This is a genomic window from Pseudoxanthomonas japonensis (assembly GCF_010093445.1).
GTDB classification, from domain to species: Bacteria; Pseudomonadota; Gammaproteobacteria; order Xanthomonadales; family Xanthomonadaceae; genus Pseudoxanthomonas_A; species Pseudoxanthomonas_A japonensis.
On the sequence record NZ_PDWW01000014.1, the window covers coordinates 14,896 to 29,407 of the forward strand.

The following is a 14,512-nucleotide window of genomic DNA, read 5'->3' on the forward strand; positions in this document are numbered from 1 at the left end:
GCGCGCCAACCTGCTAGGCTCCCGTCGCGTGCAGAACCTCCGACTTCATTTCAGCAACCGCCCCGCGCCGGACCGTCCGCTCACCACCGGCGTGCACCGCATCGTGCGCGAGGCGGCCGGTACCATCGGCGTCGGTGATGCGCTGCAGGGCGCGTTGCTCGCGCAGATCTGCGTGGACCGGCGCGGCCTGTGGCTGCAGGTCGCCAACGGCATGCGCGGCGTACACATCAATGGCCGTCCGGTCCGGCGCATGGCGGTGCTGCGTCCCGGCGACGCGGTCTTCGTCGAGGGCGTCGAACTGCTGCTGCAGTCCGGCTATGCGTCGGCGTCGGACCTGCGCGACAGCGATGCCGGCCAGGGCGACATGCGCGTGGTCCTGCGTGGCCTGGGCGGCAAGTACCACGGGAAGAGCGTGTCGCTCGAGGAGCCGCGCGTGGTCGGACGCGCCCGCGACGCGCACATCCGCATAGACGATCCCGCGTTCGCGGAACGGCATGCACGCCTGGAACTGCGCGGCGAGCGTGTGCTGCTGCGCGACCTGGGCTCGTCCGAGGGCACCCGGGTCAACGGCATGGCCGTGCGTGACGCGCTGCTCGTGGCGGGCGACCAGATCGTCTTCGATGCCCAGCATCGCTTCGTGCTTGAGGTGCCGTGGGCGCCGAGCGCGAAGATCGAGGATGCCGCCGCCATCGACGATGCCTCCAGTGCGTCCGCCGAGCCTGCGGCACCCGCGAAGCCTGCCTCCTCCGCACTGCGTTGGCCCTGGCTGCTGCTTGCGGCCCTGCTGATGGCGGGTGCGCTCAGCGCGCTGCTGCTGTTCGGCGCCGGCTGACCGCTTTCCACGCCCGCCAGCCGAGCAGCACCGCCAGGATGGCCGCGTAGAGCAGCGGCTCGCGGATGTCGGACTTCACCAGCCACCAGAAATGCAGCACGGCCAGTACGCCGATGGCATAGACCAACTTGTGCAGCTGCCCCCAGCGGCGACCGAGCCGCCGCATCCAGCCCTGCGTCGAGGTGATGGCCAGCGGTACCAGCAGCAGCCACGCGGCGAATCCGACGGTGATGTAGGGCCGCTTGACGATCTCCTCGAAGATCTGCGTCCAGTACCCGCGCAGGTCCAGACCCAGATACACGGACAGATGCAGGGTGGCGTAGAAGAACGCGTACAGGCCCAGCATCCGCCGGAACCGCAGCAGCCCCGACTGGCCGGTCAGCTGCCGCAGCGGCGTGACGGCCAGCGCAATCATCAGGAAGCGCAGCGCCCATAACCCGGTTCGATGTTCGATTTCCGCCACCGGATCCGCGCCCAGCGCGTCGCTGCCGTTCTGCCAGACGTCGTAGAACTGCCAGGCCAGGATCGCCAACGGCGTCAACGCCAGCGCATGCACAGCGGCCTTCGCGGCGATCAGGCCAGACGACGCCTTGCGTGCCGGTGCCACTCAGTACCACTTCTTCAGGTCGAGGCCCGCGTACATCGAGGCCACCTGGTCCGCATACCCGTTGAACATGCGCGTCGGGATGCGTTCGGCGAACAGCTTGCTCTGGGTGCCGGCGATGCGGCGTTCGGTCTTCTGGCTCCAGCGCGGATGGTCGACGTTCGGATTGACGTTGGAGAAGAAGCCGTATTCCGACGGCTGCAGGTCGTGCCAGGCGGTTTCCGGCATCTTCTCGACGAACATGATCTCGACGATCGACTTGATGCTCTTGAAGCCGTACTTCCATGGCACCACCAGCCGCAGCGGCGCGCCGTTCTGCTGCGGCAACGGCTTGCCGTACAGGCCGGTCGCCAGCAGCGTCAGCGGATGCATCGCCTCGTCGATGCGCAGGCCCTCGCGGTAGGGCCAGTTGATCGATCGGTAGCGCACGCCGGGCATCTGCACCGGATCCGCCAGCGTGGTGAAGGCCACATACTTCGCCTTGGACGTCGGCTCGAACTTCTTCAGCACCTGGCCCAGCGGCACACCCAGCCACGGGATGACCATCGACCAGCCCTCCACGCAGCGGAGGCGGTAGACGCGTTCTTCGGGCGTCAGGCCCTTCACGAGGTCTTCCAGCGCGATCCTGCCGGGCTTGGCGCACTCGCCGCCGACCACCACCGACCACGGCGAGGTCTTCAGGGTCTTGCGGGCATTGGATGGGTCCGCCTTGCCGGTGCCGAACTCGTAGAAGTTGTTGTAGCTGCTGACGTCCTCGAACCGGGTCAGCGTTTCGGTGGTGCGGAAGCCGGACCGGGCCTGTTCCGGCGTCACCGTGACTTTCGGTGGCGCCGGTGGCTCCGCTTCGGCGCAGCCGGCCAGCGCAAGGGCAGGGGCCGCAGCCAACGTCTGCAGCAGGCGCCGTCGTTCGAGATAGACGCGCTCGTCGGTGATCCGGGAGGCGGGAATCCGCAGGGCATCGCGCAGGGACATCGGCATCTCCAGGAGGGGGCGTGGGGGTTGGACGCTTCCGGCGCAGGAAAATTCCCGACACCTGGAAGGCAGGCTCAGCGTATACGCGCCCGGGTGAGCACGGGATGCAGGGCGTCCGCGATTCATGCCGCATCGTCCGCTTCGTTGCCCCTGCAACTGATGCGCTGCGGCATACTACGGGTCCTCCTGTTCAGGTGTCCCATGACGCGCGCGTTCAACTTCAGTGCCGGCCCCGCCACGTTGCCCGAAGCCGTGTTGCGGCAGGCCCAGGCCGAGATGCTCGACTGGAACGGCATCGGCGCGTCCATTGTGGAAATCAGCCACCGCAGCCAGGACTTCATCGCGGTGGCCGCCCAGGCCGAAGCCGACCTGCGTGCACTGATCGGCATTCCGGACGATTACGCCGTGTTGTTCCTGTCCGGCGGCGCGACCACGCACCAGGCGCTGCTGGGGCTGAACTTCGCCGCGCCGGGCCAGGTCGTCGACTACGTGGTGACCGGGCACTGGGGCAAGACCGCCATCAGGCAGGCCAAGCCTTATTGCACGGTCAACATCGCTGCCGATGGCGAAGCGGGCGGCTTCCACGACATCCCCGCGCGAGATACCTGGCAGCTCACGCCGGGCGCGGCCTACGTGCACATCACCGCCAACGAAACCATCCACGGCGTCGAGTTCCGCGACACGCCGGACGTGGGCGACGTGCCGCTGTTCGCCGACTTCAGCTCGTCGATCGCCTCCGAGCCGCTGGACGTGTCGAAGTACGGCGTGATCTACGCCGGTGCGCAGAAGAACCTCGGCCCGGTCGGCGTGGCGGTGGTGATCATCCGCAAGGACCTGTTCGAACGCGCCGGCCAGCCGCGCGCCGACATCTTCGATTACCGCTCGCATGCCGAGCGCGATTCCATGCTCAACACGCCGCCGACCTGGAACTGGTACCTGGCGGGTCTCGTGTTCAAGTGGATGCTGGCCGAAGGCGGCGTCGCCGAGTTCGCCCGCCGCAATGCGGTGAAGTCGACGCTGGTCTATGACGCCATCGACGCTTCAGTCGGCTTCTACCGCAACGAGGTGGTCCCGGCCGCGCGTTCGCGGATGAACATCCCGTTCTTCCTGCCCGACGACACCCTCACCGCGCGCTTCGTGGCCGAGTCAAAGACCGCCGGCCTGCTGGCGCTGAAGGGCCACAAGGCGGTCGGCGGCATCCGCGCCTCGCTGTACAACGCGCTGCCGGTCGAGGGCGCGCAGGCGCTGGTGGACTTCATGCGCGATTTCCAGCAGCGCAATGGATGAGTGAACTCCTTGTAGGAGCGACGTGAGTCGCGACCGCCAACCTTCCGGTCGCGACTCACGTCGCTCCTACAGAAAGCACCTTTAGGAAACGCGAATGGCCTCCAAGCCCACCAAACCCAGCAAGCCGAAGAAGACCGCCAAGCCCGCCGCGGGCAAGAAAGCCGACGCAACGCCCGCACCGGCCCTCTCCGACGTGCGCGCCAAGATCGACGGCATCGACCGCCAGATCCAGTCGCTGATCGCCGAGCGTGCGCAGTTCGCCCACCAGGTCGGCAAGGCCAAGGGCAAGCTCGCCGCCGCCGTCGATTACTACCGTCCCGAGCGCGAGGCGCAGGTGCTGCGCATGGTGGTGGACCGCAACGAGGGGCCGCTGTCGGACGAAGTGCTGGTGCATGTCTTCCGCGAGATCATGTCCGCCTGCCTCGCCCAGCAGGAGCCGCTGAAGATCGGCTACCTCGGTCCGGAGGGCACCTTCAGCCAGCAGGCGGTGCTCAAGCACTTCGGCCGCTCCGCGCACGGCCTGCCGCTGGCGAGCATCGAGGAAGTCTTCCAGGAAGTGGCCAGCGGCAACGCCGACTTCGGCGTGGTGCCGGTCGAGAACTCGGGGCAGGGCACCATCCAGATCACGCTGGACATGTTCCTGACCTCGGACCTGAAGATCTGCGGCGAGGTCGAACTGCGCGTGCACCAGTTCCTGATGTCGCGCAGCGGCCGCATCGACGACATCGAACGCATCTATGCGCACCCGCAGTCGTTCGCGCAGACCGCGGGCTGGCTGCGCGCCAACCTGCCGAAGGTGGAGAAGGTGCCGGTCTCCAGCAACGCCGAGGGCGCGCGTCGCGCGCGCGGCAACGACGACGCGGCGGCCATTGGCGGCGAGAGCGCCGCACACGTGTATGGCCTGAAGAAGGTCGTCATGAGCCCGATCCAGGACGACAAGGACAACACCACCCGCTTCCTGGTGATCGGCCGCAGCCTGTTCCCGCCGTCAGGCCACGATCGCACCTCGGTGCTGGTCTTCATCCACGACAAGCCCGGCGCGCTGTTCGACGTGCTCAGCCCGTTCGCGCGCCACGGCATCAGCATGAACCGCATCGAGTCGCGCCCGTCGCACCACGCCAAGTGGGAGTACGGCTTCTTCATCGACCTGGCCGGCCACATCGACGACGATGCGATGAAGCTGGCGCTGGCCGAGCTGAAGCAGCACTCGGCCCAGATCAAGGTGTTGGGGTCGTATCCGGTCGCGGTGCCGTGATGACGTCATGTTGAACTGCGTCCGGTCGTCGCATCGCCCCGTTCGTCATCCCGGCGCAAGCCGGGATCCACGTTGACGTTGCCTTTCGCCAGACCAGCAAGAGCAGGATGGATCCCGGCGTTCGCCGGGATGACGGAAACCTTCCGTCGTTCGCCCGGACTGCCGATCTCATTCATCCTCAATACCCGCAACGAATTGCCATGACACAAGACTGGATCGCCTCCGCCGGCCAACCGCTCCGCGGCACCCTCGACATCCCCGGCGACAAGTCGGTCTCGCACCGCGCGGTGATGTTCGCCGCACTGGCCGACGGCACGTCGACCATCGACGGTTTCCTCGAAGGCGAAGACACCCGCGCCACCGCCGCGATCTTCTCGCGGGTCGGGGTACGCATCGAAACCCCGTCGCCTTCGCGGCGCATCGTGCACGGCGTCGGCGTGGATGGCCTGAAGCCCGCTGATGGCGACCTCGACTGCGGCAACGCCGGCACCGGCATGCGCCTGCTCGCCGGCCTGCTGGCCGCGCAGCGGTTCGACAGCGTGCTGGTCGGCGATGTCTCGCTGTCCAAGCGTCCCATGCGCCGCGTCACCGCCCCGCTGTCGACGATGGGCGCGCGCATCGATACGGAAGAAGGCGGCCTGCCGCCGCTGCGCATCCACGGCGGCCAGCCGCTGACCGGCATCGACTACACGCTGGAAGTCGCCAGCGCGCAGGTGAAGTCGGCGGTGCTGCTGGCCGGCCTGTACGCCGACGGCGACACCGTCGTGCGCGAGCCGCACCCCACGCGCGACTACACCGAGCGCATGCTGAAGGCGTTCGGCGTCGACATCGACTTCTCGCCGGGCTTCGCACGCCTGCGCGGCGGCCAGCGGCTGGCGGCGACCGATATCGCGGTACCGGCGGATTTCTCGTCGGCGGCGTTCTTCCTGGTCGCGGCCAGCATCATCCCGGACTCGGAGCTGCGCCTGCGCGCGGTCGGCCTGAATCCGCGCCGCACCGGCCTGCTGCAGGCGCTGCGGCTGATGGGCGCCGACATCACCGAAGAGAACGCCAGCGAACATGGCGGCGAGCCGGTCGCCGACCTGGTGGTGCGCCATGCGCCGCTGCGCGGCATCGCCGTGCCCGAGGCGCTGGTGCCGGACATGATCGACGAGTTCCCGGCGCTGTTCGTTGCGGCGGCCGCCGCGGACAGTCCCACCGTCGTGCGCGGCGCGGCCGAGCTGCGGGTGAAGGAGTCCGACCGCCTCGCCGCGATGGCCAACGGCCTGCGCACGCTCGGCTTGCGGGTGGACGAAACGCCGGATGGCGCGACGATCTTCCCCGGCGAGCTGCAGGGTGGGGTGGTCGACAGTCATGGCGACCACCGCATCGCGATGGCGTTCTCCATTGCCGGCCAGCTGGCGAAGGGCGAGGTGCGCGTCGGCGATGTGGCGAACGTGGCGACCTCGTTCCCGAACTACGATGCGCTGGCGACAGGCGCCGGTTTCGCGCTGCGAAAGGCGTAATCGGCTGACAACAGGGGTGTGATGTGGGAGCGACGTAAGTCGCGATGACCCACCTCATGACGGCTTCGCGACTTACGTCGCTCCCACAAAAAGCTGCTTTGTCTTACGCCACGAAAAAGGGGGACGCCTTGCCCGCGTCCCCCTTTCCTTTCCTCGTTCGCTCCATGTCAGGAGCGCAGGTGATGCCGGTTAGATAGGATTGAAGTCCACCGGCACCTTCACGCTGGTGGCAATGGCCTTGCCATTGCGCATGGCCGGCTCGAAGCGCCACTGCTTCACGGCACTGACTGCCGCACGATCCAGCTCGCGCTCGCCGCTGCGTTCGACCACGCTGACATTGACCGGGTTGCCCTGGGCATCCACTTCGGCCAGCACGACCACGGTGCCGCCGACGCCGGCACGCAGCATCGAGGCCGGATACTTCGGCTCCGCGTTGCCGGCCATCGGGCGTGCGTCGCGGCTGATGGGGGCCGGACGATTCGCCGCAGCACGCTCGCGGTTGGCGGTCGCCGCGGCGCGTTCCCGGGCGGGCGTCGTGGCCGCGGGCTCATCGATCACGCTGCCGGGCACGGTGGCGACCGGGGCCTCGGCAGGCGCGCGCGACTGGCTCCACCAGATCAGGCCGCCGGCGGTCACCGCAAAGGCCAGCAGCGTCAGCAGGACGGGCGAGGTGGTGCGGCGCGGTTCGACCGTGGTGTCTTCGACGGTATCCGGGGCGCGGTATTCGTTGTTGGTGGGCATCGACATGTGAACCTCCGTTTCGCGTTGTGGGTTCCGCGTTGGAACGGTGCCGAGTCTTTGCGCGACGATGTTTGCGATGCGTGATTGGGCGATGAAACGAGCCGGATTGAGTTCAGCTAACGAAACGCGCATTCATCGGTGTGCAAGGTGCGTGCATGCGCGGAGCTTTTCCGTGCTGTGGCCGCGCATGAGCGTATAGGAAGCTCCGAACCACGACCCCCGTTCGTGGCGAGCTCGTCGAACCACGCTGCTGGCGTCGATGTGCGCCGTCGTCGCTTCTGGATCTTAGCGAAGGGCCGGGTTCGACAGGCTCACCACGAACGGATCTCTGGCAGCGCTGAACATCCGTTGGCATCGTTGCGGCGCCCACGCGGCATCGTGCGCCGTGCCGACTCGCATCACCGCATCTTGAAATCGATCGGCACCGTCACCGCGCCCGGCACCGGCTGGCCATCGCGCTGCGCCGGCTGGAAGCGCCACTGGCGCACGGCGTTGACGGCGGCGCGATCCAGATCGCGCGATCCGCTGCGTTGCGCCACCTCGACCGAGGTCGGCAGGCCGTCCACGCCGACTTCCACGCGCACCATGACCGTGCCCTGGTCGCCATTGCGCATCGCGGAGGAGGGGTATTCCGGTGCCGGGGTCTGGCCGGGAATCGGTACGGGCACTTCGCCGGGCGCCAGCGCGACCGGCGCGGCCGGTGCCGTCGGATCGGTTGGCGCGGTGGGCAGCGGCGTTTCGGAGACCGGGGCCGGCATCGGCTTCTCTTCCACCAGTTGCGGACGCTCCTCGGCCGCAGGCCGCGGTGCCGGCTCTTCCATCCCGCTGGCGCCCGCGCCGGTGGACAGGGGTTCCGGCAGCGCCTCGATGGGCAGCGGCTTGCCCGGTGCGGTCGCCTCCGGGGTATAGAAGCCGTCGTCGCGGCCGGCCCACCAGACGATGACGAACAGCAGCAGGCCGATGCCGAAGGCGATGCCGGCATTGCGCAGGGCGGTGCGGGGCAGGCGGAAGGTGAAGTGCGGGTCGTGCGGTTGCTGGGCCGACATGGGGATCACCGGAAAAGACGCGCCGATTCTTGCACAGCCGTGGTTAACCGCACGGGCAGGCGGTCGCAGATGGGCGATAATGCCGGCTTCCCACGCCAGACTGCTGTTTCCATGCTCGATCCCGTCCTGCTCCGCACCCAGCCCGCCGAACTCGCCCAGCGCCTCAAGGAGACCCGCGGTTTCGACCTGGACGTGTCCCGGATCGCCGACCTGGAAGCCGCCCGCAAGCAGATCCAGAAGCGCACCGAGGAACTGCAGAACCTGCGCAACACCCGCTCCAAGGCCATCGGCCAGGCCAAGGCCAAGGGCGAGGACGTGTCGGCGCTGATGGCGGAAGTGGCCGGCTTCGGCGACGAGCTGAAGGCCTCGGAAGTGAGGCTGGACGAGATCCGCAGCGAGATCGAAACCATCGCGCTCGGCATCCCAAACCTGCCGCATGCCAGCGTGCCGCTCGGCGGCGACGAGGCCGGCAACGTCGAGCAGCACCGCTGGGGCACGCCGCGCACGTTCGACTTCGACGTGAAGGACCACGTGGAACTCGGCGCCCGCCACGGCTGGCTGGACGCCGACACCGCCGCCAAGCTGTCCGGCGCGCGCTTCACCGTGCTGCGAGGCCAGCTGGCGCGCCTGCACCGCGCGCTCGCGCAGTTCATGCTCGACCTGCACACCAACGAACACGGCTACGAGGAAACCAGCGTTCCCGTCATCGTCAACGCCGACTCGATGCGCGGCACCGGCCAGTTGCCGAAGTTCGAGGAAGACCTGTTCGCCACCCAGCTGGGCGAGCACACGCGCTACCTGATCCCGACCTCGGAAGTACCGCTGACGAATATCGTCCGCGACGAGATCCTCGACGACGCCCGCCTGCCGCTGCGGATGACCGCGCATTCGATGTGCTTCCGGTCGGAAGCGGGCAGCGGCGGTCGCGACGTGCGCGGCATGATCCGCCAGCACCAGTTCGAGAAGGTGGAGCTGGTCTCCATCGCGCGCCCGTCCGAGAGCTACGACGAGCAGGAGCGCATGACCCGCGCCGCCGAGACCGTGCTGGAGAAGCTCGGCCTGCCGTACCGCCGCATGCTACTGTGCACCGGCGACATGGGCTTCGGCGCCACCAAGACCTACGACCTGGAAGTCTGGCTGCCCTCGCAGGCCATGTACCGCGAAATCTCATCCTGCTCGAACTGCGAGGACTTCCAGGCCCGCCGCATGCAGGCCCGCTGGCGCAACCCCGCCACCGGCAAGCCGGAGCCCGTGCACACGCTCAACGGCTCCGGCACCGCCGTCGGCCGCTGCCTGATCGCGGTGATGGAGAACTATCAGAACGCCGACGGCTCGATCACCGTGCCTGAGGCGTTGCGGCCGTATATGGGTGGGGCCGAACAGATCGCGTGATCGCAATTCCCTTCTCCCCGCGAGCGGGGAGAAGGTGCCCGAAGGGCGGATGAGGGGCTGCTGTTGGCGCAGGACTTCCCGTTCCGCGGTCCGCCGTTGATCGATTGCGGGAAGCGGGTGAAAGCGTCCGACATCCCTCTCCGCTCGCCCCTCACCCGCCCTTCGGGCACCCTCTCCCCGCTGCGCAGGGCGAGGGGAGTCATCCCAGCTTCTTAGCGCGTCTTTAGAGAACCGCTCGCTTGCGCGGGCCGAATGGAATGTCCCTTGTCCATGCTGGCCGGGGACGTGGTGATTCCCTCTCCCCGCAAGCGTGGCGATTCCTTCTCCCCGCGAGCGGGGAGAAGGTGCCCGAAGGGCGGATGAGGGGCAGCTTTTCGCGCTGTGCGTCACGTGCCCATTCCTCGATTCTCGAACGCTGGACCTTGGCGCACCCTCACACCAGCCCGTCTTCGCTCGCCCCTCACCCGCCCGCTGGGCACCCTCTCCCCGCTTCGCAGGGAGAGGGGAGTGGACCTGCCTTTTCCTCACCCCAAAGAAAACGGCCCGCTTGCGCGGGCCGAACGGAGAGGAGCGGTTGGTGCTTATGGGATCAGGCGGCCTTGCGCAGCGGGGCCGGGATGCTGGCCAGCGCGGCTTCGATGGCCTGCGCCTTGTGCTCGGGCGAGTAGGCCACGCGCTCGGCGCGGATGAATTCCACGTCGGTGATGCCCAGGAAGCCGAACACCTGCTTCAGGTACGGCGCCACGAAGTCGATCGCGGTGCCGGCGTACTCGCCGCCGCTGGCCTCGGCCACGATGACCTTCTTGCCGCCGGCCAGGCCCACGGGGCCGTTCTCGGTGTACTTGAAGGTGCGGCCGGCCACGGCGACGCGGTCGATCCAGGCCTTCAGGGTGGACGGCACGCCGAAGTTGTAGCGCGGCACGCCCAGCACGATGACGTCGGTGGCCAGGAACTGCTGCATGGCGGCCTCGCCGGCTTGTGCGGCGGCGGCATCGCCCCCACCCAGAATGGCGTTGGTCAGGTGGGGCAGCGGGTCGGCATCGAGGTCGCGGTAGGTGACCTCCAGCCCGGGCACGCTGTCCTGCCAACGGGCTACGATGGCGGCGGTCAGTTGTCGGCTGACGGAGTTGGCGGCCAGCGCGCTGCTGTCGATATGCAATAGTTTCACGGTGGTTCTCCAGTCGGATGCGGCCAGTGCCGCCTGGAGATCACTGTAGGTCGTTGCATTATTGGGATAAACGTGGTCTAACGTCACTGATTGTTCTAAAGGCGGAACTATTGTCATGCAGCACGACCTCAACGACCTCTATTACTTCGCCATGGTGGTGGACCACGGTGGCTTCGCCGCGGCCGAGCGCGCCCTGGGCATTCCCAAGTCCCGCCTGAGCCGGCGCATCAGCCAGCTGGAGACGGATCTGGGCGTGCGCCTGCTGCAGCGCTCGACGCGCCGCTTCGCCGTCACCGACGTCGGCACGAGCGTGCACCGCCATGCGCAGACCATGCTGGCCGAGGCCCAGGCCGCGCGCGAAGTGGTCGACCGCCTCAGCGCGGAACCGCGCGGCGTGGTGCGCGTCAGCGTGCCGGTGGCGGTGGCGCAGATGCAGTTGCCGAAGATCCTGCCGGCCTTCCTCGACAAGTACCCGAAGGTGCGGCTGCAGCTGCACGTCAACAACCGCCGCGTCGACATCATCAACGAGGGCTACGACGTGGCGCTGCGCGTACGCGCCAAGCTCGACGACGACGGCAGCCTGGTGATGCGCAGCTTCGGCCAGATCCAGGAGCTGCTGGTCGCCAGTCCCAAGTACCTCAATCGCGCCGGCCGCCCGAAGATGCCGGAAGACCTGGCCGAGCACGTGACGCTGAGCATCAGCGAGGACGAGGCGCGCCAGCGCTGGGAGCTGCATGGTCCCGCTGGCGAGGTGCGCCGGATCGAATTGAATCCGCGCCTGGCCGGTTTCGATTTCCCGCTGCTGCAGTCGATGGCGAAGGACGGCTACGGCATCACGCTGCTGCCGGAGACGGTATGCGCCGAGGCCGTGCGCAAGGGCGAGCTGGAGGTGGTGCTGCCGGAATGGAGCCTGCCGCAGGGCATCTGCCATGCGGTGTTCGCCTCGCGCCGGGGTCTGTTGCCGGCGGTGCGGGTGTTCATCGATTTCCTGGCCGAGCACCTGCCGCAGCAGATCGAGTCGTCGCGGCTGGACTGTGGTGGCGCCTGCGCGGAGGCGAAGGAGAAGGCCATCGCGATGGCGATCGACAACACCAAGGCCGCCAAGGTGAAGAAGGCCTCGTAGGCCACGGCGGCAGGGTTCGTGCGAAAATGCCGTCCGGCCTGCAAGGGGCCGGGCGTGCCGCCGGGGTAGGGCGGCGATGCTCCGCGACAGGGGCGCGGGCAGTTCCAGACAACGGAGAGATGGCTGAGCGGTTTAAGGCAGCAGTCTTGACTGCGTAGGCCGAAGGCCGGAGCGAACATCGACCGCAGGTCGATGGTAAAACTGCCGTACGGCGCGCAGCGCCGCGGTAGGGTAGTGACAACGGAGAGATGGCCGAGTGGTTTAAGGCAGCAGTCTTGAAAACTGCCGTAGGTGTAAGCCTACCGTGGGTTCGAATCCCACTCTCTCCGCCAAACCGACTGTTGCAATTTGAAGTGCTACTCATCACTGCTCAGGAGGAGCGCGTGCTGAAATCCATAAAAGCAATCAGTCATACCAAGTTTGAGAACTTGACATACGACCTAATGCTTTGCTTGGGGATGCGAAATGTTATTTGGCGAAGTCCTGGCCCTGACGGAGGCAGAGATATCGAGGGCATAGTCCTGCGAGAGGATCCGACTGGTGAACTTTTCAGTGAAAGTTGGTTTGTGGAATGTAAGCGCTACGCCGCCTCCATTTCCTGGCCGATTGTCTACGAGAAAGTCGCTTACGCTGAGAGTAACAGGGCGGACGTTCTGCTTATGGTCACGACCGCAAACATTACGCCAAGCTGTGCTACAGAAATATCAAAGTGGAATGCGCAGCGCCGCGGCTTGAGAATAAGTCGACTAGATGGTCCTCAACTTGAAGTTAAGTTGCGGAGCTTTCCGCTACTCCTAGCAAAATATCAGCTCATTAAAGGGCCGGCGCAATATCCCGTTAGCTTTCAGAAAATTGCATCGATACTGGCCGTCGTGTGCACGGTCGCGGAAGCTGAGCTGGAAATTGCGGCGGAGTCTGTCGCTGCGGATGCGGCTTTCGAACTTTCGCGCTTCGTCTCTTCTCGAATAGCGCAAGTTGAGGTGCTCGGTAGGTTTGATATAGCTGCTAAGCGGAAGGTTGCGGTGCCGTTATGGTTGACTGGCTTGGTAGAGCTCTCGCAAAATTTAATATGCTTCTTGGCTTACCTTCGCTACGTAATTCGCGCAAAGGGTGGCTTTAAAGTCGCGGTGGCGCCGACGCCTGGGATGTCTCTTTGCTTGTCTGTTGATCTTGGTGTGGGTGACTTGGTGATTGGCGACGATTCCGACCTAGTGGTTGTTGGAATGTGGTGTGGAGTTCAGTACCGTATTTCGGGTGATGATCTGATTTTATGGGAGGAGGGTTGATGGCGCTAGAATCTACGATTGATACGCGGACACTCTATAACTTTATCCATCAAGTCGTGAATCCGTTAAATGGAGTTATTGGAACCATAGATAATATGATTGATGGATCCCTAAAGGGAGACAAAGATCAGCGATTGAAAGCAGTAAGAGCTCAGTTGGAGCATTCAGTAGAGCTGATAAGGAATATGGCCTACTTGTCTAGGTTGAGTATTCCGAGTGAGCTCGAAAGGCTCAAATCGGTTCCGCAACGCTGCGTAGTGCCTGAGTTAATAATTCAGGCTGCACAATTTTTTCAGGAGTCAGACTCCCATATTGATGTTGAGCTTGATGACCCCGAAACTCAGTACATTGTTTTTGGCTCCAAAGATTTGCTGCGTCAGGTTTTCATGAATTTGTTCGACAACGCGGCAAAGTACTCTGATCAGCAATCTAAGGTTTTGGTGTCGACCAGGGTTCAGAGGCTTACAAAGAATCTTATTGTTGAGGTCTCTAATACCGGCGTCGGATTTCATAACTCGGATAAAGAAAAAATCTTTGATTTAGGAGTTAGAGGTGGCGAGGCGGAGGCTCACACGGGAGAAGGGTCGGGTATTGGGTTGTATATTTGTAGGCAGGTTCTAGAGCAAGTTTTTGGAGCAACTATTGAGGCGGAGCATAGTGGCGCGGGGCGAACCACAACTGTCCGATTAAGATTTCCAAGGTTCAAGAACGAAGGCCAGCGCTCGACTAGGAGGTAGATATGTTTGTTGGCAAACGAGTACTGTTGGTGGATGACCAGCCGCCGGCTGTCGCATGGTTGAGGGAGTATCTGGAGAGTGGTGGAGCTGAAGTTGTAATGGAGCCATCATTTTCGGCTGCTTTGGATGCGCTCAATCAGAGAAGGAATCACTTCGACTTGGTGACGATCGATTTAATGATGCCGACGACAGGCGTTCCTGATTCCATGTTTGCAGCTAGGCCTCCTTTGTATACGCAGTTCCCTGGGCTGCTACTTGCAATAGCTGCTAGAAATTCTGGGTATGGTTCTAATAAAGTTCTTCTTTATTCCGTTCAGGATACTGATGAGATCGAGACAGAAGCTGCGCGTGTCGGCGTTGGCTACTGTGTTAAGGGTCGGCCAAGGGATTTGAAAGAGCGCATACGATCTTTGCTGGATCGTTGAATTGATGGTCAGAATAATTTAGTGGCGACTGTAGTTGGGCTTGAGCTTGACGGTACAGTGATATTGTTGTCATGCGTGTTGTGTGTAGACCACACCCATAACTATCCGCTACACCCAGTTCGCCACCTGCCCGCTAAAT

15 protein-coding genes and 1 tRNA gene are annotated in these 14,512 nt (G+C 64.8%); 10 read left to right on the top strand and 6 right to left on the bottom strand.

Translation table 11 applies throughout. The features are described 5' to 3' along the window. Window positions 1-28 precede the first annotated feature (28 nt). A complete protein-coding gene (locus CSC78_RS10830; RefSeq protein WP_162337896.1) occupies window positions 29-832 on the top strand; it encodes an FHA domain-containing protein in 804 nt (267 codons plus the stop codon). Here the strand turns inward: CSC78_RS10830 and msrQ are convergent. Next, entirely contained in the window at window positions 801-1,439 is a 639-nt protein-coding gene (msrQ, locus tag CSC78_RS10835; protein ID WP_162337897.1) for a protein-methionine-sulfoxide reductase heme-binding subunit MsrQ, read from the bottom strand. The genes CSC78_RS10830 and msrQ overlap by 32 nt on opposite strands. Beyond that, on the bottom strand, window positions 1,440-2,408 hold the full coding sequence (msrP, locus tag CSC78_RS10840; protein ID WP_162337898.1) for a protein-methionine-sulfoxide reductase catalytic subunit MsrP: 969 nt from the start codon (window positions 2,406-2,408) through the stop codon (window positions 1,440-1,442). It abuts the gene before it with no gap. Window positions 2,409-2,609: 201 nt separating this feature from the next. On the opposite strand from msrP, the gene serC reads away from it, so the two are divergent. After that, entirely contained in the window at window positions 2,610-3,695 is a 1,086-nt protein-coding gene (gene serC / locus CSC78_RS10845; RefSeq protein WP_162337899.1) for a phosphoserine transaminase, read from the top strand. Window positions 3,696-3,789: 94 nt separating this feature from the next. Then, window positions 3,790-4,950, top strand: a complete 1,161-nt coding sequence (gene pheA / locus CSC78_RS10850) for a prephenate dehydratase (RefSeq protein ID WP_162337900.1) — start codon at window positions 3,790-3,792, stop codon at window positions 4,948-4,950. 5 nt (window positions 4,951-4,955) lie between these two features. Here the strand turns inward: pheA and CSC78_RS10855 are convergent, their stop codons facing one another. Next, window positions 4,956-5,126, bottom strand: coding sequence for a hypothetical protein (locus CSC78_RS10855; RefSeq protein ID WP_162337878.1), 171 nt, complete (start codon window positions 5,124-5,126; stop codon window positions 4,956-4,958). A gap of 24 nt (window positions 5,127-5,150) precedes the next feature. Between CSC78_RS10855 and aroA the strand changes: the two genes are divergently transcribed. Then, window positions 5,151-6,455, top strand: coding sequence for a 3-phosphoshikimate 1-carboxyvinyltransferase (gene aroA / locus CSC78_RS10860; protein ID WP_202924165.1), 1,305 nt, complete (start codon window positions 5,151-5,153; stop codon window positions 6,453-6,455). Window positions 6,456-6,644: 189 nt separating this feature from the next. Here the strand turns inward: aroA and CSC78_RS10865 are convergent, their stop codons facing one another. Beyond that, window positions 6,645-7,202, bottom strand: coding sequence for an energy transducer TonB (locus CSC78_RS10865; RefSeq protein ID WP_162337901.1), 558 nt, complete (start codon window positions 7,200-7,202; stop codon window positions 6,645-6,647). Between the two features lie 392 nt (window positions 7,203-7,594). Further along, on the bottom strand, window positions 7,595-8,242 hold the full coding sequence (locus CSC78_RS10870; protein WP_162337902.1) for an energy transducer TonB: 648 nt from the start codon (window positions 8,240-8,242) through the stop codon (window positions 7,595-7,597). 111 nt (window positions 8,243-8,353) lie between these two features. On the opposite strand from CSC78_RS10870, the gene serS reads away from it, so the two are divergent. Further along, window positions 8,354-9,634 carry a serine--tRNA ligase gene (gene serS, locus CSC78_RS10875; protein WP_162337903.1) on the top strand — a complete coding sequence of 427 codons (1,281 nt, stop codon included), beginning with the start codon at window positions 8,354-8,356 and terminating at the stop codon, window positions 9,632-9,634. Between the two features lie 589 nt (window positions 9,635-10,223). Here the strand turns inward: serS and CSC78_RS10880 are convergent. Beyond that, complete coding sequence (locus tag CSC78_RS10880; RefSeq protein WP_162337904.1) at window positions 10,224-10,802, bottom strand: FMN-dependent NADH-azoreductase; 579 nt, start codon at window positions 10,800-10,802, stop codon at window positions 10,224-10,226. 115 nt (window positions 10,803-10,917) lie between these two features. Between CSC78_RS10880 and CSC78_RS10885 the strand changes: the two genes are divergently transcribed. The 5 genes from CSC78_RS10885 to CSC78_RS10905 all read left to right on the top strand — a co-directional run bounded on the left by CSC78_RS10885 (window position 10,918) and on the right by CSC78_RS10905 (window position 14,373). After that, the gene (locus CSC78_RS10885) at window positions 10,918-11,925 is read left to right on the top strand and encodes a LysR family transcriptional regulator (RefSeq protein ID WP_162337905.1); all 1,008 of its coding nucleotides are present in this window, start codon (window positions 10,918-10,920) and stop codon (window positions 11,923-11,925) included. 242 nt (window positions 11,926-12,167) lie between these two features. Further along, window positions 12,168-12,257: transfer RNA gene (locus tag CSC78_RS10890), tRNA-Ser, on the top strand. A gap of 9 nt (window positions 12,258-12,266) precedes the next feature. Continuing rightward, a complete protein-coding gene (locus CSC78_RS10895; RefSeq protein WP_238391243.1) occupies window positions 12,267-13,211 on the top strand; it encodes a restriction endonuclease in 945 nt (314 codons plus the stop codon). Then, a complete protein-coding gene (locus CSC78_RS10900) occupies window positions 13,211-13,948 on the top strand; it encodes a sensor histidine kinase (RefSeq protein ID WP_162337907.1) in 738 nt (245 codons plus the stop codon). The genes CSC78_RS10895 and CSC78_RS10900 overlap by 1 nt, the downstream gene beginning before the upstream one ends. Window positions 13,949-13,950: 2 nt before the next feature. Beyond that, window positions 13,951-14,373, top strand: a complete 423-nt coding sequence (locus CSC78_RS10905; protein ID WP_162337908.1) for a response regulator — start codon at window positions 13,951-13,953, stop codon at window positions 14,371-14,373. Window positions 14,374-14,512: the final 139 nt, after the last annotated feature.

Coding starts and splice junctions, on each gene's coding strand:
- serS (WP_162337903.1), top strand. CDS start 8,354: ATGCTCGATCCCGTCCTGCTCCGCACCCAGCCCGCCGAACTCGCCCAG.
- CSC78_RS10870 (WP_162337902.1), bottom strand. CDS start 8,242: ATGTCGGCCCAGCAACCGCACGACCCGCACTTCACCTTCCGCCTGCCC.
- CSC78_RS10905 (WP_162337908.1), top strand. CDS start 13,951: ATGTTTGTTGGCAAACGAGTACTGTTGGTGGATGACCAGCCGCCGGCT.
- pheA (WP_162337900.1), top strand. CDS start 3,790: ATGGCCTCCAAGCCCACCAAACCCAGCAAGCCGAAGAAGACCGCCAAG.
- aroA (WP_202924165.1), top strand. CDS start 5,151: ATGACACAAGACTGGATCGCCTCCGCCGGCCAACCGCTCCGCGGCACC.
- msrP (WP_162337898.1), bottom strand. CDS start 2,408: ATGTCCCTGCGCGATGCCCTGCGGATTCCCGCCTCCCGGATCACCGAC.
- CSC78_RS10865 (WP_162337901.1), bottom strand. CDS start 7,202: ATGTCGATGCCCACCAACAACGAATACCGCGCCCCGGATACCGTCGAA.
- serC (WP_162337899.1), top strand. CDS start 2,610: ATGACGCGCGCGTTCAACTTCAGTGCCGGCCCCGCCACGTTGCCCGAA.
- CSC78_RS10885 (WP_162337905.1), top strand. CDS start 10,918: ATGCAGCACGACCTCAACGACCTCTATTACTTCGCCATGGTGGTGGAC.
- CSC78_RS10900 (WP_162337907.1), top strand. CDS start 13,211: ATGGCGCTAGAATCTACGATTGATACGCGGACACTCTATAACTTTATC.
- CSC78_RS10855 (WP_162337878.1), bottom strand. CDS start 5,126: ATGAATGAGATCGGCAGTCCGGGCGAACGACGGAAGGTTTCCGTCATC.